General features: G+C 40.6%; 15 protein-coding genes. 3 read left to right on the forward strand and 12 right to left on the reverse strand.

The window, feature by feature from the left end; translation table 11 throughout:
* Positions 1–5 precede the first annotated feature (5 nt).
* Positions 6–269 carry a hypothetical protein gene (locus tag FW778_RS12455; protein WP_150415052.1) on the forward strand — a complete coding sequence of 88 codons (264 nt, stop codon included), beginning with the start codon at positions 6–8 and terminating at the stop codon, positions 267–269.
* A 10-nt stretch (positions 270–279) separates the two neighbouring features.
* On the opposite strand, the gene FW778_RS12460 is transcribed toward FW778_RS12455, so the two are convergent.
* The 4 genes from FW778_RS12460 to FW778_RS12475 all read right to left on the reverse strand — a co-directional run bounded on the left by FW778_RS12460 (position 280) and on the right by FW778_RS12475 (position 4,341).
* On the reverse strand, positions 280–930 hold the full coding sequence (locus FW778_RS12460) for a DUF3667 domain-containing protein (RefSeq protein WP_235906242.1): 651 nt from the start codon (positions 928–930) through the stop codon (positions 280–282).
* A gap of 756 nt (positions 931–1,686) precedes the next feature.
* The gene (locus FW778_RS12465; RefSeq protein WP_150415054.1) at positions 1,687–2,409 is read right to left on the reverse strand and encodes a LytR/AlgR family response regulator transcription factor; all 723 of its coding nucleotides are present in this window, start codon (positions 2,407–2,409) and stop codon (positions 1,687–1,689) included.
* Positions 2,402–3,526 carry a sensor histidine kinase gene (locus FW778_RS12470; RefSeq protein ID WP_150415055.1) on the reverse strand — a complete coding sequence of 375 codons (1,125 nt, stop codon included), beginning with the start codon at positions 3,524–3,526 and terminating at the stop codon, positions 2,402–2,404. The genes FW778_RS12465 and FW778_RS12470 overlap by 8 nt, the downstream gene beginning before the upstream one ends.
* A 29-nt stretch (positions 3,527–3,555) precedes the next feature.
* On the reverse strand, positions 3,556–4,341 hold the full coding sequence (locus FW778_RS12475; RefSeq protein WP_202552223.1) for a histidine kinase: 786 nt from the start codon (positions 4,339–4,341) through the stop codon (positions 3,556–3,558).
* Between the two features lie 593 nt (positions 4,342–4,934).
* On the opposite strand from FW778_RS12475, the gene FW778_RS12480 reads away from it, so the two are divergent.
* Positions 4,935–5,474 (forward strand): hypothetical protein, encoded by a 540-nt coding sequence (locus tag FW778_RS12480; protein WP_150415057.1) that lies wholly within the window; start codon positions 4,935–4,937, stop codon positions 5,472–5,474.
* A 101-nt stretch (positions 5,475–5,575) separates the two neighbouring features.
* On the opposite strand, the gene FW778_RS12485 is transcribed toward FW778_RS12480, so the two are convergent.
* Both FW778_RS12485 and FW778_RS12490 read right to left on the reverse strand, forming a co-directional pair.
* Positions 5,576–6,037, reverse strand: coding sequence for a molybdopterin oxidoreductase (locus FW778_RS12485; protein WP_150415476.1), 462 nt, complete (start codon positions 6,035–6,037; stop codon positions 5,576–5,578).
* A gap of 1 nt (position 6,038) precedes the next feature.
* Positions 6,039–8,402 (reverse strand): molybdopterin oxidoreductase family protein, encoded by a 2,364-nt coding sequence (locus FW778_RS12490; protein ID WP_150415058.1) that lies wholly within the window; start codon positions 8,400–8,402, stop codon positions 6,039–6,041.
* Between the two features lie 206 nt (positions 8,403–8,608).
* Here FW778_RS12490 and FW778_RS12495 point away from each other — a divergent pair, with 206 nt between their 5' ends.
* Positions 8,609–8,983 (forward strand): DUF7009 family protein, encoded by a 375-nt coding sequence (locus FW778_RS12495; RefSeq protein ID WP_150415059.1) that lies wholly within the window; start codon positions 8,609–8,611, stop codon positions 8,981–8,983.
* 61 nt (positions 8,984–9,044) lie between these two features.
* Here the strand turns inward: FW778_RS12495 and FW778_RS12500 are convergent, their stop codons facing one another.
* The 6 genes from FW778_RS12500 to FW778_RS12525 all read right to left on the reverse strand — a co-directional run bounded on the left by FW778_RS12500 (position 9,045) and on the right by FW778_RS12525 (position 16,703).
* A complete protein-coding gene (locus FW778_RS12500) occupies positions 9,045–11,207 on the reverse strand; it encodes an alpha-L-fucosidase (protein ID WP_150415060.1) in 2,163 nt (720 codons plus the stop codon).
* A gap of 402 nt (positions 11,208–11,609) precedes the next feature.
* Positions 11,610–11,999, reverse strand: a complete 390-nt coding sequence (locus FW778_RS12505) for a DoxX family membrane protein (RefSeq protein WP_150415061.1) — start codon at positions 11,997–11,999, stop codon at positions 11,610–11,612.
* A 12-nt stretch (positions 12,000–12,011) separates the two neighbouring features.
* Positions 12,012–12,782 carry a phosphosulfolactate synthase gene (locus tag FW778_RS12510; protein WP_150415062.1) on the reverse strand — a complete coding sequence of 257 codons (771 nt, stop codon included), beginning with the start codon at positions 12,780–12,782 and terminating at the stop codon, positions 12,012–12,014.
* A gap of 277 nt (positions 12,783–13,059) precedes the next feature.
* Positions 13,060–14,919 carry an Ig-like domain-containing protein gene (locus tag FW778_RS12515; RefSeq protein WP_150415063.1) on the reverse strand — a complete coding sequence of 620 codons (1,860 nt, stop codon included), beginning with the start codon at positions 14,917–14,919 and terminating at the stop codon, positions 13,060–13,062.
* A gap of 226 nt (positions 14,920–15,145) precedes the next feature.
* A complete protein-coding gene (locus FW778_RS12520; RefSeq protein WP_150415064.1) occupies positions 15,146–15,559 on the reverse strand; it encodes a cupin domain-containing protein in 414 nt (137 codons plus the stop codon).
* Positions 15,560–15,917: 358 nt separating this feature from the next.
* Positions 15,918–16,703 (reverse strand): RMD1 family protein, encoded by a 786-nt coding sequence (locus FW778_RS12525; protein WP_150415065.1) that lies wholly within the window; start codon positions 16,701–16,703, stop codon positions 15,918–15,920.
* Positions 16,704–16,714: the final 11 nt, after the last annotated feature.

Below are 16,714 nucleotides of genomic sequence, written 5' to 3' on the forward strand. Positions count from 1 at the left end.
AAACTATGTGCAACTGCGGAAATAAAAGAAATCAATTTTCATCTCAGCAAACATTTAAAACAAACGATACCGTTAGAACTGAATTATTACAGAAAAAAATGTGGCCTGACGTATCTTTTGCATACATGGGTAAAACGGCTCTTACTACGAAGGGAAATATTACCGGCAAAAATTATCGTTTTAATTATCCCGGGGATGTTCAGTCAATTGATTACAGGGATGCAACATCCATGATGACCATCCCTGTATTGAAAAGGGTTTATAAATAACAGTATCCTACTATTGTTTCGTTAGATAAAGCCATGCTATTGGCAAATAGAATAGTATTATCCAGCCAGTAATAGCCACCAATATTGCCGCACAAATTAACCTCAGCCAAAATAGTCTAAGCCGCGCCCGTTTGAATATATCGAAAGAGAACCAAAAATTATATAAGAACGAAAGCGCAGTCTGCCACAGAAAAACAGGAGCGTTTAGAACATTAACCTTACATATGATTCCAAGTACAATATCACTTAGAAATAGCATCATAAAATAGGTGCCTCCTCCATACAAGGATAGGACAAGCAGTTCAGTAAAATTATATTTCGGCCTAGCTAAAACATAATATATAGAAAGTGCGCAAGCAAACACTGCAGGAATGATAAATAGGGTAAAGTGCTTCTGCAATAGCCTGTTGGCTTCCCCACTTTTATCTAATTGAGTAATTACTTCTCCTGATAACAGATAATTGAAATGATTTACAATTTTATCATGCAGGACAATATATAATCCTGTCCATATTAAGAAATAGCTTACCGGTGTTTGAAATTGTTTCCTTTTACCGGAAATATAATTTATGGAAGATATGCCCGGCTTTATTAAAAAACTCCATGTTGTAAAAAGAAACCCTTTTTCAAGATGTGTAAAAACGTGCAGAACGTCTGCCATTAATGAAGTAGCTGTTATCCTCTCAACAGTAGCTTTTTGTCCGCAATTAGGACAATAATTTCCCTTGAAATGGTGTCCGCAATTCAAACAGATGGTTGACATAATGCTTGTAAAATAAATTTAGCATTTTTATTTTATATAACCATTTTGAAGTCAAAAGGCCACCGAAGCAGTAATGAGCACATAGCTCTTCTTATTCTATAAGGGAAGGCGCTGGCATGGGTTTGGAATCAAAAGTGTTTACAAACTATAATTCTCCGATACAAATTGCCATAGAATATTAGCGTTCCTTCAAGTTTATCCCCTTCTATATTTAAGGTCCAAATTCCTTTATACGCAGTTGAGATGGGTTTGTTTGTTTTCTTATTAAAGCGCAGGGTACAATACCAATTTCTTATTCAACGCCATTCACAATGTTAACGGCATTAATATAATAAGTGTCCAGGTAAGCTCCCCCCATTATTAAGTTTATCTAATACTTTTACCATAAGAAAAGAAGTTTGGTTAATTGACAAGGTGTGCCCAGAGATTGCAACCAACTTCGGTTAGTCCGGTCAACGGTATTTCTCTTCAGATATAATTCAATTTGCGAACGATTCTAAGCGGCTTTAAAAATATTTAAAAGGTGGCTGAAATAATTTTGAAAGGAAGTCCCCGCAATTATGAAGCCTTCGAAAAACAACGTATTTTTCAATTTAACTATGGAAAGGATTGAATTTAAGAAAGCCTGTGATAAAAGCGTTTTAGAAAATGTATTTAAACATTTAATAATTTCTCCACCTCATGACGATACATCCTGCTTATAGGTAGTTCGTGTCTTGCAATTTCTATAGTATCATTAGTAAAGGATTCAACTTTATTAATGGCAACAATGAACGAACGATGAATCCGTAAAAATTTATCGTTTGGAAGCGTTTCTTCCAGTGAGGAAATAGATTGTTTAGTTATGATATTTTTTGAAAGAGTCACAATCTTAATGTAATCTTTCAGACTTTCGATATATAAAATATCGTCCAGAGCAATCTTTAAGTTTTTCCGATCTGCCCGTACCGTTATAAAATTATGAGGCACCGGATTTTCGGCGTTCATTTCCGCACTGTCACTTTCTTTAAAGTTGGTTTCCATTACTTTATTTACTGCTTTTAAAAACCTTTCAAATGAAATGGGTTTCAGTAAGTAATCAACTGCGTCCAGTTCAAAACCTTCTATTGCGTACTTTCTATAAGCAGTTGTAAAAATTACTTTTGGCGGATTTTTGAAGGTTCTTATCAGGTCGGTGCCCAGCAGATCGGGCATTTCTATGTCCAGGAATAAAAGATCAATAGTTTTTGCACTAAGAAAATTCAAAGCCTCAACAGCATTGTTACTGGTACCTGCCAATTCCAGTGATGCAACAGCTCCAATATATTTTTTTAGAACCTCCAGGGCCGGTGGCTCGTCGTCTACCAGGAGACAGTTAATTTTTTTATTGTTATGCATACATAAAGTTTTGCGAAACAGAAGCCACCGCTTTTCCAGCCGCTTCCACAGGTATGGGCAATATTGGGATTTGAAGGACGACACTAAATTCGTCATCCGTCGATTGTATGAAGAGCTCATATTTTTCAGGGAATAACAATTCCAGCCTCTTTTGTGCATTTTCCAATCCAATACCTTGCTTTCCTTTTCGGGAGCCAGGTTTTGAAGGCTTGCTGTTTCGAAGATCCATATAAAGCATGGTTTCGCCAATCACAATACTTAGCCTTATCCAAGGATTTTTGAGGACTTTACCGCTGCCATGCTTAAAGCAGTTTTCAACAAAAGGAATTAAAAGCAATGGAGCTATAAGCTTATTTTGACATTCGCCTTTGATTTCAACTAACATTTGCAAGCGGTTTCCGTACCTTACTTTTTCCAGGCTAATATAATCTTCGATCATCTTCAATTCCTTTTCAACCGGAACGAAATCTGCATTACAATCATTGATCATATAAGTAAGGGTATCGTAAAGTTTTAAAACGAGCGTTCCGGCAAGTGGTGATTTACTTAATGTGAACGAATAAATATTATTTAAAGTGTTGAATAAAAAATGCGGATGGACCTGTGCTTTTAAAAATTGTATTTCCGCGTTCGCTTTCTCCCTTTCAAGCGTTTCTTTTTCTTCCAATTTTACATAATAGTGCTTCATCATTTTCACGGAAATAAAAAGAACAGTTATAAATACCGGGCCTACCCCTATAAAATTTCCAATGCTGAACCAAACGTTATATAACAGCTTATAGGAAGTTTTGTCCTGTATGAGGTAATAAATGTAAAATACAGTGACAATGCCAAAGAAGGTATAAATAAAAAAAGAAGCTTTTTTATTGTTCATATAGAACCGGGGAACTAAAAAGTAAACAATACCGTAAACAAGCCCAATTTCTGATAATAACTCAATAACTTCTTTGACGAATGGATCTCCCACTCCAAATAGAACCGCTGTGCCGGGAGGATTAACAATTTTAGTATAAAATTCATTGGAGATTATATAAACAAACCATGTAGCCCAAAATAAAATGTGCCTGTAATATTTTACCGGGTATTTCCTGCCAAAAAGAAAATCATATAGCTTCATAGAAATATCATGTTTTTAAAAGATCAGAATTATGAAAAAGAAGATACGGGATGTGACAGCCCGATATCTATTTCAATTGTATCCCTGACGTTTTCATGTTGCAACTTAAACCGGTAATTGCTTTTCAACAAAAGGTCGAGGCGCTCCCTTATGCCGGCAAAAACATTATCCAGGTCAACAAGGGGAAGATTCTCTTTTAATGGTTGAACTGATAACAGGAACGCAAGGTGATCTTCTCCTATATTTATTTTTATATCCGTTTTAATCGCCTCAACTTTATTTATATAAAATAAATTAAAATAATCCTGGAGTATTGATAACAGAAGAGAAGGTACTATCCATTTTCCTGCGGCATCACCCGAATGGTTTAAATTAAAAACACAATCTCCATTGTTGGTCATAGACTCCAGCCCGACATATTCCTGGATAATTACCAACTCTTTTTCCAATGGTATAAATTCCGGCTCACAGTCATAGAGAGTATAGCTCAATATTTCAGAAAATTTTAAAACCAATTTTGATGAGCCTGAATATCCTGATTGTATTTTCTGATACAAACTCATAAGCGAATGAAAAAGAAAATCCGGCTGTATCCGTGATTTCAAAACCTGGAGGTCTGATTTTGATTTCAGGGTTGCTAATGCAAGATTTTGCTTTTGTTGTTTATACCATTCAATAGAGAACCTGATGCCTACGGCTACAAGACCTATAGCAGTAGCAAGAAATGCATTATTGTTAGCAAACCCCAGTATTCTGAAGGGGCTCATCAGGCTTACATTACAATTGCAGGTAATTTTGAAAAACAAGATTGTCATAAAATAATTTATTACATTGAATGCGACGTATAGAAACACAACAGCAATAAAAAAATGGACATATTTTTTTTCCTGTAAATACCGTGGAAATAAAAAATGAAGGAACGTGTAAACCGATGCGATACAAACCGGCAAGTAACAACAAACACTAACCCAGCCAAAATGAAAAGCATTTGAATGATACGTTTCAGTGATGACTTCGGGTGTAACACTTTGAAGATAAAAAAAAACGATATACGCGATCCAAAAAATGACATGTCGCTTCATATGAGCGCTCTTGTTGTCTTTTAATATAAATGAACTTACATCCAAAATAAACAAAATGAAAGGGTTGAATAATAAGATATGACCACATTCCCCAAGCCATTTCTTCTCTAAAATTATACATCCCGGGCCTTTTCTAAAAGCTTTTGCACATATATTCTACCGCCCGCAGGGTTTTGTAGATAAATGCCATTTATCGACAATGAATGAATAATGCTGTATTAAACGAGTTAAATATTGTTTGGAAAGCTGATGCTGCCGAATAATAAAAAAACGGGGGAAATGCCAATATACTTTTGAGTCACCAAATCACTTAAAAAGTTACAGTTATGAAAACAATATTAATTAGCCGCGTAAGCTCCTTGGTCTTATCAACACTTTTCGCCGCGAATTTATTTGCTCAAAAAGATTTTAGCAATCTTTCCGCTTACCGGTATGTTACCGATCAATTCAATGCCGGTAATCTTTCAACCCATAATTATTCGAGAGATAATACAGCGGTTAGCGAAAAGGTGTTATACCACTTTGGTAAAAAGTTTAAAAATGTGAACAAGGCAAGATGGGAACTCGTTGACAATAACTACCTGGCAAGATTTTTAAAAGACGGGATTTCAACCCAGATTTTATTTAACAAAAACGGAAAAGTATTATATACTATTCTTTATGCCACCGGCGAAATATTGCCCAATTCTGTAAAAAATATAGTTACAGATAATTATAAAAATTATAGGATTACCAGCGTGGCCAAAATTTCAGAAGCCGGCTACAAAATCTGGATTGTAAAGCTTGCCAGTAATAAAAGTTATGCTGCTGTTGCGGTTGAAGATGGAACTATACAGGAAATAGAAAGTTTTCAAAAAGCAAATTAAAATTACTCTGATCAAGCGAAGTGTTAATGTTCAGGCTGTTCCGATTCTTCGGAAGAGCCCTTTTTTTCAGCCCGATCTTTCTAAGCCGGATGACCCAGTATTTAAGGTTTTGCAACAATTAATGTTTGAGGCGCTGCTGATTTCATCCGGGTCATCAGCCAGGATGATTGCCGCGTGGTTTGTTGCTCGATTTCTTCGCATACGGCAACGAGCTCTTCATCAGCCAGGGCAGTGCCACCCTGCTTTAAAATTGTACAGCATACCAACACTTCGTTCACAATTAAATATAGATCGTGCAAATCACGCAGCATTGCCATGCTACCTTTACGTGCTTTTTTTAATAATGTTTTTGTAAGCCTGTCTGGTTCCTTATCATTTTCTTTATTGTACCGGTTTGCCACCGGCTCCATTATTTGAGCTAGTTGTTGTGACCACGATGAGAGCAATAAACAAGTTTGCTCAATATCAACTTCATCCCTGTGCGCTTTTGCAACTACTTTAAAAGCATCCACCAGGTCCTTCTCGGTCCGGTGAACCAAATCAATGTATTTTCCTATGTGCATATTATACCTCCTGTAGTTTAAGTTTTTCAGTAAGCGTTTCAATTGATTTACCTATCTTTTTAAGCATACCATCTTCTTCTTTGCTAATACTAACGGCCGCATACTTGAAATATGGCTGCTTACTCACAGGATCCCATTCCGTAAGAGTGAGTTCGTTGGCAGCACGTGACCTTTTATCATTATCCCAGTAACCATAATGAAATGGAATAAAAACAAGTCCAGGCTCTATGCCACCGATCTTCGCAGGTTCTGTTACTTTGCCACGGCGGGAAGTGACCGTTATCATATCACCTTCCCGGATACCATACTTTGCAGCGTCCTCGTCTGAAATCTGTACATAACCATCCGGGGCAGCATCATGCAACTGCTGAGACCTGCCTGTTTTGGTACGCGTATGAAAATGATACACAATTCTGCCGGTAGTAAGCCATAAGGGATAGTCTTCATCCGGTACTTCATGTGGAGGAAGATAGTCACTGCCTTTCAAAAAAGCCTTGCCTGCAGGATTCTTTACTTTGTATTCCTGCTCTGTAACTGCTGCACCGGTGTCAAGGTCGTGACCATAAGTTTCACACTGGTTAATGTCAGTATTAAAAACTCCATCCGTGTAAAGATGACGGGCGCCATAAGGATATTTTTCATTGCATGGCCATTGAATTCCGGAACCTTCCGAAAGCTTTGCATAGCTCATCCCTGTGTAATCGCAGGGTCTTCCTCTGGTACATTTTTTCCAGGCTTCAAAAGCTTCTTCCGGCGTAGTCCATTGTATCAGCGGGTTGCCATCCTTATCGCGGAAATCCATCCTTCGGCTATAATCGAGAAATATATCCAAATCTGATCTTGCTTCTCCCGGAGGCTCCACTGCTTTATGCGAAATATGAACAGTACGGTCAACATTGGTAAAACAGCCCGTCTTTTCTCCCCATATTGCTGCCGGCAGCACCACATCTGCGTATTTCGTTGTTTCTGTATTAAAGGCATCCTGCACCACTACAAATAACTTTCTCTTCTTCAATATCTTTCTTATCCGCGAGAGTTCCGGCATGGACACTGCCGGGTTTGTGCCGCTGATCCACAACATTTTGATCGTGCCACTTTCAGCAAATCTCCATATCTGCATGGCATGTGTAGGCGGTGACCAATGTGGTATTTTATCAAGTGGCACATTCCATAACGTGGCCAGTTGTTGTACGTGCTCTTTATTACCCCAGTTCCTAAAGCCGGGCAGGTCGCCATCTGCCCCACATTCACGGGTATTTTGCGCAGTAGGTTGCCCGTTCATTTGGTAGATTGCGCATCCGTCCCTGCCGATCAAACCACGTATCAGATGCAGGTTATTTACCTGCACGGCGGCCGCCGTTCCCTGCATAGATTGATACACGCCTTGCAATACCGTTGATACCACTGATTTGGCGGTACCTAATATTTCCGCGGCTTCCCGCAATTTCAATGCGGGCACACCACTCACTTCCTCAACACGCTCAGGTGGCCAGGCGGAAACAATTTTTTTCAGCTCTTCAAAGCCGGTTGTGTGTGCCTCTATATATCCCTTATCAATATTACCCGATTGTATGATTAAATTCAAAATCCCGTTCATGACGGGCACGTTAGTCCCGGGCTTCAGAGCAAGGTGAACGGTAGCTTTTTCTGCCGTATAAGTTTCCCTTGGGTCTATTACAACAATCTTAGGGGGATTAGGTCCGGCAAGCCTGTCTAATATTCTCATCCAGAGAACTGTTTGTTGCGAGGCGATGTTATGCCCGAAATGCAAAATGGCATCTGTAGTATCAAGATCTGTATAGGAACCCGGCTGTCCATCCGATCCGAAAGAAACCTTTAGCGCCGCTGCCGACGTGGCCGTGCAGAGACGCGTGTTGCCGTCCATATGAGGAGTGCCCAGCCCCGCTTTCCCAAGAACACCCAGAGTATAATATTCTTCCAGGAAAAGTTGTCCTGAGGTATAAAAGCCGAGCCCAAGGCTTGTATCCTGTTCAATGATATCTTTGGATTTTTGTACAATAAGATCCATGGCTTCATCCCAGGTCGCCTCCCTGAGTTTTCCATTTCTTCGTATAAGCGGCTTCGTTAGCCTGTCTGTGCTATTATTTGCTACCCATGCATGTAAACCTTTTGGCCCAAGCCTGCCATGGTTTACCCGGTCGCCCTCCCGTCCTCGCACCCCAACAATACGTCCATTTTTTACCCCAATATCCATTCCACACCCGTTAGAGCAGAGTACACATGCCGACTGCACCCATTTGTCGGGCTCTTCGCCAGTACGTTGGTCCTGTCTCACAGGCCATTCTTCCCTGTAAGGGGTTCGTTCGCCCCAGATATCTTTTATGCTGTCCCTTGATTCGTTCATGATGTTGATGTTTAGCTGGTTTAATTAAAATTATCATGCGGCTCCCGTGATAATTATTATGTTGAAAATTCAATAATATCTTCCCACATAGATAATTTTTTCTTGATTTCCAGGAAGCTGCATTACATACAACTACAAATACTGTGCTTATCAAATATCTGGCATCTCTTTTTCTTAGTTCCTGGTATTACCTAAAGCAATTAAGTATGAAAATCAGGATTTCAGGAAACAGCATAAGATTCCGGTTAAAACAAGCGGAAGTAAAACGTTTCGGCGAAGAAGGTGAAATAAAGGAGGAAATATTATTTGGGATTCTACCGGCAGATAAGCTTTCATTTATTCTGAAGGCAAGCAATTCAGATAGCTTTGAAATTCTATGGGAATCGAATGCCGTAACGCTGCAAGTGCCGGCTGGCGTTTGGGCCGAATGGACAAATACGGATTTAGTAGGCTTTGAAAAAGATATATCTACCGGTAACGGACAAATGATAACGATATTGGTAGAAAAGGATTTTAAATGCCTCGATGGTTCCGACGTTGACAACGAGGATGCCTATCCCAACCCGACTCAACATTGCTGATTTGCACCGGAGAAACAAACAATATAACAATTTTGTTGGGTATCGACGTGTCTAAAGACATTTAGCCGGCAACATGAAACAAAACGTCAGCCGGAATCGCTTCTCTATTTCCATTACTATTTTGCCAGGAAACTTTCAACTCATTACCACCACCGGCATCAAAATAAACAACCTTTATTTTATGGTATCCTTTCTTCAAAGCTGCTGTGCCACTAACTTCTGCAGCACCGTGTTCCCCGTCATTATTGACTATTTCTTCATTATCAATGAACAGTTTACTGCCATCGTCCGACAAGGTAAAGAACTTATATATCCCCCCTTTTTTTATATTAATATATCCATCAAATTGCAGTGCATACCTGTCTTCACGCTGTTTTACTTTTTCCGAAATACTACGGGTAACTCCTTCTTTTTTTACAGGCGAAGTTTGAATGGACTCCAAATTGATAGTCCCTTCAGGTTCATAATATTTCCACGAAATGCCGTTCTTGAGATTTTTTACTTTAGTTGCTTTTAGCCATGGAAAGCATTTTACGTCAGTAGAAGTAACATCACTGGATAAAGCGTTTGGCAACATCGCAATCGCTTTTATAACAGACGTTTTATTTATTAAAAACGGCTTCAGATATAATGACGAATTGCCGTCAGGTTCGCTGCCATCTAATGTATAACGTATCTCAGCACCATCATTTTTCGAAAAAGCTACCACAGGCTTAAGGGAATTATTTGCATAAGAAACTTCCATTACCGGCTTATGTGCGAATTTTCCGTAGTTCGATATTTTCACTACATAAGCATAAGGCGCCTTGATTTTATTAGGATCATAACCGGGCAACGAAACCACTACGTCTTTCCCTTGCTGTTGCCATGAAAGATTTTCTTTTGTTGATAAAAAATTTATAGTCGTCCTTTCGGGTAAGGTTAGACCTTTTAATACTATTTTTTTATCATCCGGGTATTTAGGGAAAATAGCATACAATGAATTGGTTGTTGGGTTATAAGTATAAAAGATTTCTTTTACCGCATAGTCAGGATCCGGGTCAACAGTGATCTTCAACAACAAATCATTGTCACCTTTTTTGGGCTTGTACTTCCTGTTACCCCCGCTCCATTGTGAAGATATTTTCCATCTTTCTGTATTGTAGATGGCTTCCGAATTAATGTCCATCCAGCTACCAATCTGCAATAAACGCTCCTGCATCACAGGGGGAATTTTTCCATGTGCATCAGGACCGATATCCAACAGGAAATTCCCGCCCCGGCTTACTTTATCTATTAACTGTAAAACCAATGATTGAGCAGAGTTATAATCCCACGCATCTTCTGCACGATTGTATCCGTAACTGGCTCCCATGCCACGGCTTTCTTCCCATGGATGATCTTCAAAATCAAGGTCGGGCTGGTATTCCGGCGTGTACACGCCACCGTGATGAAAGCGAACACCACTACCCCACCTGTCATACGTTACTATCTTATCTTTAACCGGGCTGTCATTATATAACCATGCAAGAAACTCCTGTGATTTCCACGTCGTAGGAGGTGCATCCCAATCTCCGTCTGTCCAGAAAACATCGGGCTTATAAGTATTGATGAGCTCTTTCATTTGCGGCCACATGTGTTCACTTACATACTTGCCCTTGTCACTTACCCATAAAGGATCGTACCATTCATACAGGGAATAATACATACCTGCATGGACGGAAGTTTTACGAAGGGCTTTAAAAAGATCGCCTAACAGATCCCTGTGTGGTCCGGCTGATACTGCGTTCCATGGAAAACCCCAATCCCTGTCGGCCTCTTTACTGGGCCACAAACAGAATCCATCATGATGCTTTGATGTAAGCACGACATATTTTGCGCCCGACTTTTCAATTAATTGCGCCCAGGCATCAGGGTTAAATAATTCAGCATGAAAATTTTTAACCAGGTCATAATAAGAACGGTCTCCAAAATTTTCGTGCTGGTATTTTATTCTTGCCGAATCGCCGCTTTTCAAACCATTTTGATACCATTCGGCATATTGGCCTTTTGAAGAATATCCCGGAACAGAATACACCCCCCAATGAATAAATATTCCAAACTTGGCATTGGTGTACCATTGCGGCACCGGCCTTGTATCGAGAGATTCCCAGGAAGGCTTGTATTGCGCAAAAATGTCGCTATAAAAAAACAGCCAAAGGCAGGTGAATAAAATTTGGAGAAAACTACTTTTTTTAAATTTCATTGATGAATTTTGAAATGGTAGAAATTGATCAAAGTAAAAACAATTTATCCAATAAATGTCAGGCAAAGGCACGCCAGATCTTTTTGGTCAATTACACCCCTTAGTCTGACCAATTAACACAGCTTTGCGCTTTGCAACAGTGAGGCCAGCACAGACCAGTTCAACAGCATGCATAGCGCTGCCCATCGCGATCTTGTAAGAGCGTATGTGAATGCAGCCAGAAAAACCTGTCTAAAAGTTGGACTTTTTATTCGCCTTTAGACTGGCGGTTTCCGGGTTTTCCTTTCCAAAAATGTAGCGGATCAGTGCCGAAGAAATGAAAACGAAAACCTACGGCAACTTGCTGCGGGCTACTTCGCAGGCTATATGCACACCAGCAATTGTTACCACCATGCCTTTACGTTATAAAACAGGTTTTCTTATAAACAAGCCGTTATAATAACTGCGGTAAGCATATCCTAAGAAAAGATTAGGCACCATCAGAAAAACGCCCATTAACCAACCGGACGGAGCTAGAATAGTATGAAAAAGTAAAACGTTCAAACTAATTGGGAAAAGTACTACTGCGAAAAAAGGCGCATACCGGTTAATCAGTAGTGATATGCCGCCCAATATCTGGATAGTCTTCATCATCGGATAAAAGTAACCCGCGGCCTTCAGGCCCGCTTTAAATGCTCCCGCATTGCCGGTATGTAAAGGCTGATAAGGAATAAAATTAAAAAAATAGTCCAGTCCGAATACGAGGTAAATAAAACCAAGCAGTATCCTGAAAATTATTGTTGCATTTTTCATAATGAGCCTACATTAATCTTCTGAAAGGAAAAAATCAAAACTATCGGCTCTAAGGCCTAAACGCATCGCTTCCAGCGCTATTACTTCTGCAGGTGATATGTTGGCCAGGTTAGCATTAGACCCCAAAAGCCTGATAAAATACAGTTGCTGGTCTTTGTTCGGCGCTTCCCAAATAATGCGCTCCGGAGCAATTTTGTGGAGTATTTCTGCTACCAGGCCTTCCCGCACTTCGCCTGAGTCGCGGTAGATACCTGCAGTGCCGGATTCTTTAGCTTCAGCGACAACGTATTTTGAACCGGCGTCCAGCTCGGCCTGCATAAGTTCTATCCACCTGTATGGCGGGGTCACATGCACCCTGTCTTTATCGCCGGAGCCTACCTCACTGATAACTGTCGTGGTCTTAGAAAATTGCCGGATGTAGTCACATTTCCGGCTGTGGGTGATATCAATAGTGCCGTCAGAAACCTCGAGCCAATCTATCTTATATGCTTCAGTTAGCCTGATAAACTCCGGCACCTGGTCGCGGATTACAAACGCTTCAAACAAAAGCCCCCCGAAATATACAGGGATGTTATAAGACTGGTACAGTTCAATCTTTTCTCCTAACAGGGAGGTCACCATAGCAGTACCAAAAGCAAGCTTTACCATATCAATGTAGGGAGCGGCAACCGATAAAAGATTTCTTGTTTCTGCAAGACTGAGTCCCTTGTCACTGATAATTGTAAGACCGCTAGTACGCGGCTGAGGCTCACGGACCGGAATTTTGCTAAGGTTAAAATTCATGAAAGTGAATTTTAGATTGATAAACAAAGGTGCAACTTAAATGAACAGGGAAAAAGATTTTTTTGCGTTCTCAGCCTAAGTGCCCGCACGTAAAAAGCCAGGAAATATATCCCGGGCGGGTCTTTTGTGTTAAACCAGTTCCCATCTATTCATAGAAGGGTGATATAAATCGCATTTTTACATTCCGGTATTTAATCCTGTTTTTAATGCCAGGCAATCGAAATGCTTGCAACAGGTGCGGGAATTGATTTGCTTTTACCTGATACCTTTGGAAATATTAGTTAATTCGGGCAAACGGAAACGCGTCCCTGAACAGGTCATCGATCCGTACATTAATAGAATTGACGAGTTCAACGGTATCAACTTTCGCCCTGGGCAAGGCCCAGTTATAATGGTCATTATAAAATCTTGAATGCTGGGTATTGCTGTCAGCATACAAGCCATAGCTAATTAGCCTGACGGAAGTAGTGGCATAATAATCAGCGATTTGGGCAGCGACGATCCTTTGCGCATTCTTCATTTGTGTAAAGATATCCTGGTAAGATAACTTCAGCAATGCCGGGCCGTTTTCAACGATGCTGTCGGCAAACCGTAACGCCTCATTCCCTAAAGATACCGCGATCGACGGATCAAAGACCGTTACCAGCGCACTGGGCCTCGTCAATGCAAGTGCATCTGCTTTTTGTATCATTTCAGTGCCTTCACGTATAAATAAGATGGATGGAAATACAAATACCGCGGAGCCTAAAGAGGTAAGATGTTTAAAGAATACCTGGTACCGGTTTTTTACATCCTGTGTCATTTGATCTGGGGTAAATGTCGCTGCCTGTTGCTGAAAATCGGCTGGGTTAATGCTGTTGGCTAAACTGCGAGCCACATTGGGAAACGCACAGTTCAAACCGAATTTATTTAGGTGTACAACGGTGTCAATATAAAATGTCTGCCCAAGGGAATGATCTTCCAGGTTTTTTGACATCAGCGCCAGCCCAAAAGTTGAACCAAGCACATTCAGCAGCGATTCAGGATTGGTTGACATCTCGTCGTTGATCAGCGTTTGTGCGCCGGTGTTAGGTCCGCTGATGCGGATCGTTTCTGCTGCAACAAAACGGCGCCATCCGCCAATGAAGCCGGCGATCCAGTATACGGGGTGCAACTCGTTCCAGTGATCATGTCCATTATCCACTGTCCACGTTCCAGTCATCCACACACGCTTATTGGCAAAAGGTTCCGCATCGGCGCTAAATCCGATATTAGTTTTCCCCCTGAACCATTCACACATTTCACAATGCAATATAAAATCCCTTTTCGGTTGAGTCGCTGGGAACCTCGCGGCATTATCAGGATTCGTGAGATATCCATAGTGAGGTTCTGTTATCGCTTCCCAGTCAATGTCGCCGTCTTCGCCCGATGGAGTTGCGTTGAACACCACTCCTTCGGCACACACAAACGGGATCACACCCCGCTGGCTTCCCCACGGCGGATTTATTTTTCTGGACCTTACCAACACCTGCGGGTAGCCGTAATGGTTATCGCAATCACCGTTCAGGCAATCACCGGGATGATTGGGGTTCATATGATCACCTTCCCACGCGGTTTCCCCATCCTGGCTGGCCGATTGATTATGTTGCAGCGCAAATAACAGCGGGTTATATTTCCGGGTAAAATATTGTAATAAGTTTTGTCTTGATGCGTCCAGGTAGATGTTGATGTTAGTAAGCAGGCCTTCATTATTGAGGTCATTGATCCATTTGGTGCTGTCGGGCGACCAAACTTCTGCATTGTAAAAAGGAATATTAGTTCCCGTAATTTGGGCAACGGTTATCTGCTGTACTTCATTTTGAAAACTAACGCGGATGCCAACGTCGGCGTGGGGATTGGTTACACAAAGCTGAAAAGTGCCAAGAGCATCTGTAATCACAGGCCCTGTAAGTGTTGATGTAATGTGCAGGCCGTCATCCGCCTGTAGCGAATACCCGGTAACGAAGTTCACTGACGCATTGGCAACGGGAAAACCAAAAAGATCATATACATGCCCGGTTACGCAGACTTTAACAGGGTTACAGCTATCCAGCCGAACTACATATGCTGCCAGCGTACCAGTGCTGATCTTAATAAAAGTTCTCCTTGAGACGCTCATATAAGCATTATTCGCACAGTATTAAATCTAATAAAAAAATACCGCGATTTAAAATGCGTAGCCCTTTTATGACAATCATCTTGCAATTCCGTATCCCGGTTAACGATCGTAACAGCAGGGACCGGAAACCAAGGCAAGCCTTCCTAGTTCAGTAAGTATATTCCCTGAAGAGCCCGGCGGAAGGCCACCGGAAGGGGCTATGCTTCAAGGACCGGCGGGAAAAATATTATTGAAGAACCGCTTTTTCGGTTATTTTTCCATCAAATTTTTCCGCATTCTTTTGAGCATCTTGTTTTGTAACCCTTACAATACCATCCTGGTGATTGGGTGGGCCATACAAAGTGTAGAGCTTTAAATCCTTTGTATCACCGTTATTAATAATATTGTGTTTGGCTCCGGCCGGTACTACGATTACAGTCCCTGCTTTCAATTTATATTCATTTCCATCAATAATGCATTTCCCTGAGCCGGATTCAAAACTGAAGAATTGGTCTACGTTTCGATGGGTTTCCTCCCCGATATCTTCTCCGGGTTTAAGGCTCATTAGCACAAGTTGAAGATGTTTACCGGTATATAATACTTTCCGAAAATCTTTATTTTCTAAAGTATCCTTTTCAATGTTGGCTGTAAATCCTTTCATATTAATATTTTTTTGACAGGTGAATTTTATAGTGAAATTTACTACCCTAATTACGGATAATGAATAATTACAATCAGCTAAAAGCGTGATACTGGTCAGTGTACCTTACTTAAACGAAAAAGTTTCTTCGGCAGATAGCATATGCTGCCGTTACATCGAAATACGCATTCCCGTACATACCGCCTAATGGTCCCGGTCCGCCTGCGGATATAACGGTATCGATTATTCGATTTCCAGACTGGATCGTATTTGTTATACCAACATCTGAGGCATTATATCAATAATCCATGTCATACCTCATTCCTATTTACCTACGGAAAAATACCGGCAAAAGATAAAATTTATGATAAGGTATCCTTTAGTGCAATCGTAATTTTTCCACCAGAAGATTAATTACTTCTACCAATATCAGAATAATAATGATCCACTCAAGCCTGGCACTGTTCCGGTTTTGAAGCAGTTCTCTCAGCAATTCAAGATTTTCCTTTACGATCCCCAGACCTTCCTGCACGTTGCGGAAACGGGATTGCAATTCGAAGGTTTTTTTTAATCCTACATCCAATTGATTCAAAGCCTCATTCTCCCACGTTTCTTCGGGCGAATCAAAAATATACAGGTTGGCCGCAATCTTATTTTTGAGATTTAACGTACGGCCGATATATTTTTTTAAATTAATTCCGCCCAGTTCTATCTTACCCTTTTTTTCGAGTATCTGTGTATGATAGTTTGTTTCTGCCAGCAGCAGGTTGGTCTGCTGGTCATAATAATCCAACGCCACACTTTGAGACACATTCAGCATAATAAGCCTGAGCGTTTCGATGTCTGCCTTCGGAATTTCCACTTTGCTAAAACCATAAATCACTGATGGTGCTTCGGTTTCTATATCAAACTCGTCACTGAGCCGCTGCTCAATATAGTTCCGGCAATAGGGTTTTATTAATTGCAAAAAGGCAGACATCTCCGTTTCACTATATCCAATGAAACTTACAATGCCATGCTTAAACACATACAGGTATTTTTGATTCCCGATATCATAGAACAACTCTTCCATATCAGCATAATGTATATCGGCTGTAAATACATTTTTAAATTGTCTTACATCAATATTATCTGCCACCTGGAAGGAAATCACTCTTAATGTCATATAAAACCGTA

It is taken from the genome of Ginsengibacter hankyongi (assembly GCF_008710285.1).
Taxonomy (GTDB): domain Bacteria; phylum Bacteroidota; class Bacteroidia; order Chitinophagales; family Chitinophagaceae; genus Ginsengibacter; species Ginsengibacter hankyongi.

What these genes read in the sequence shown, in the direction of transcription:
- FW778_RS12510 (WP_150415062.1), bottom strand. Translation starts at nt 12,782, where the DNA reads ATGAATTTTAACCTTAGCAAAATTCCGGTCCGTGAGCCTCAGCCGCGT.
- FW778_RS12495 (WP_150415059.1), top strand. Translation starts at nt 8,609, where the DNA reads ATGAAAATCAGGATTTCAGGAAACAGCATAAGATTCCGGTTAAAACAA.
- FW778_RS12480 (WP_150415057.1), top strand. Translation starts at nt 4,935, where the DNA reads ATGAAAACAATATTAATTAGCCGCGTAAGCTCCTTGGTCTTATCAACA.
- FW778_RS12490 (WP_150415058.1), bottom strand. Translation starts at nt 8,402, where the DNA reads ATGAACGAATCAAGGGACAGCATAAAAGATATCTGGGGCGAACGAACC.
- FW778_RS12485 (WP_150415476.1), bottom strand. Translation starts at nt 6,037, where the DNA reads ATGCACATAGGAAAATACATTGATTTGGTTCACCGGACCGAGAAGGAC.
- FW778_RS12515 (WP_150415063.1), bottom strand. Translation starts at nt 14,919, where the DNA reads ATGAGCGTCTCAAGGAGAACTTTTATTAAGATCAGCACTGGTACGCTG.
- FW778_RS12500 (WP_150415060.1), bottom strand. Translation starts at nt 11,207, where the DNA reads ATGAAATTTAAAAAAAGTAGTTTTCTCCAAATTTTATTCACCTGCCTT.
- FW778_RS12470 (WP_150415055.1), bottom strand. Translation starts at nt 3,526, where the DNA reads ATGAAGCTATATGATTTTCTTTTTGGCAGGAAATACCCGGTAAAATAT.
- FW778_RS12465 (WP_150415054.1), bottom strand. Translation starts at nt 2,409, where the DNA reads ATGCATAACAATAAAAAAATTAACTGTCTCCTGGTAGACGACGAGCCA.
- FW778_RS12460 (WP_235906242.1), bottom strand. Translation starts at nt 930, where the DNA reads ATGGCAGACGTTCTGCACGTTTTTACACATCTTGAAAAAGGGTTTCTT.
- FW778_RS12525 (WP_150415065.1), bottom strand. Translation starts at nt 16,703, where the DNA reads ATGACATTAAGAGTGATTTCCTTCCAGGTGGCAGATAATATTGATGTA.
- FW778_RS12505 (WP_150415061.1), bottom strand. Translation starts at nt 11,999, where the DNA reads ATGAAAAATGCAACAATAATTTTCAGGATACTGCTTGGTTTTATTTAC.
- FW778_RS12475 (WP_202552223.1), bottom strand. Translation starts at nt 4,341, where the DNA reads ATGACAATCTTGTTTTTCAAAATTACCTGCAATTGTAATGTAAGCCTG.
- FW778_RS12455 (WP_150415052.1), top strand. Translation starts at nt 6, where the DNA reads ATGTGCAACTGCGGAAATAAAAGAAATCAATTTTCATCTCAGCAAACA.
- FW778_RS12520 (WP_150415064.1), bottom strand. Translation starts at nt 15,559, where the DNA reads ATGAAAGGATTTACAGCCAACATTGAAAAGGATACTTTAGAAAATAAA.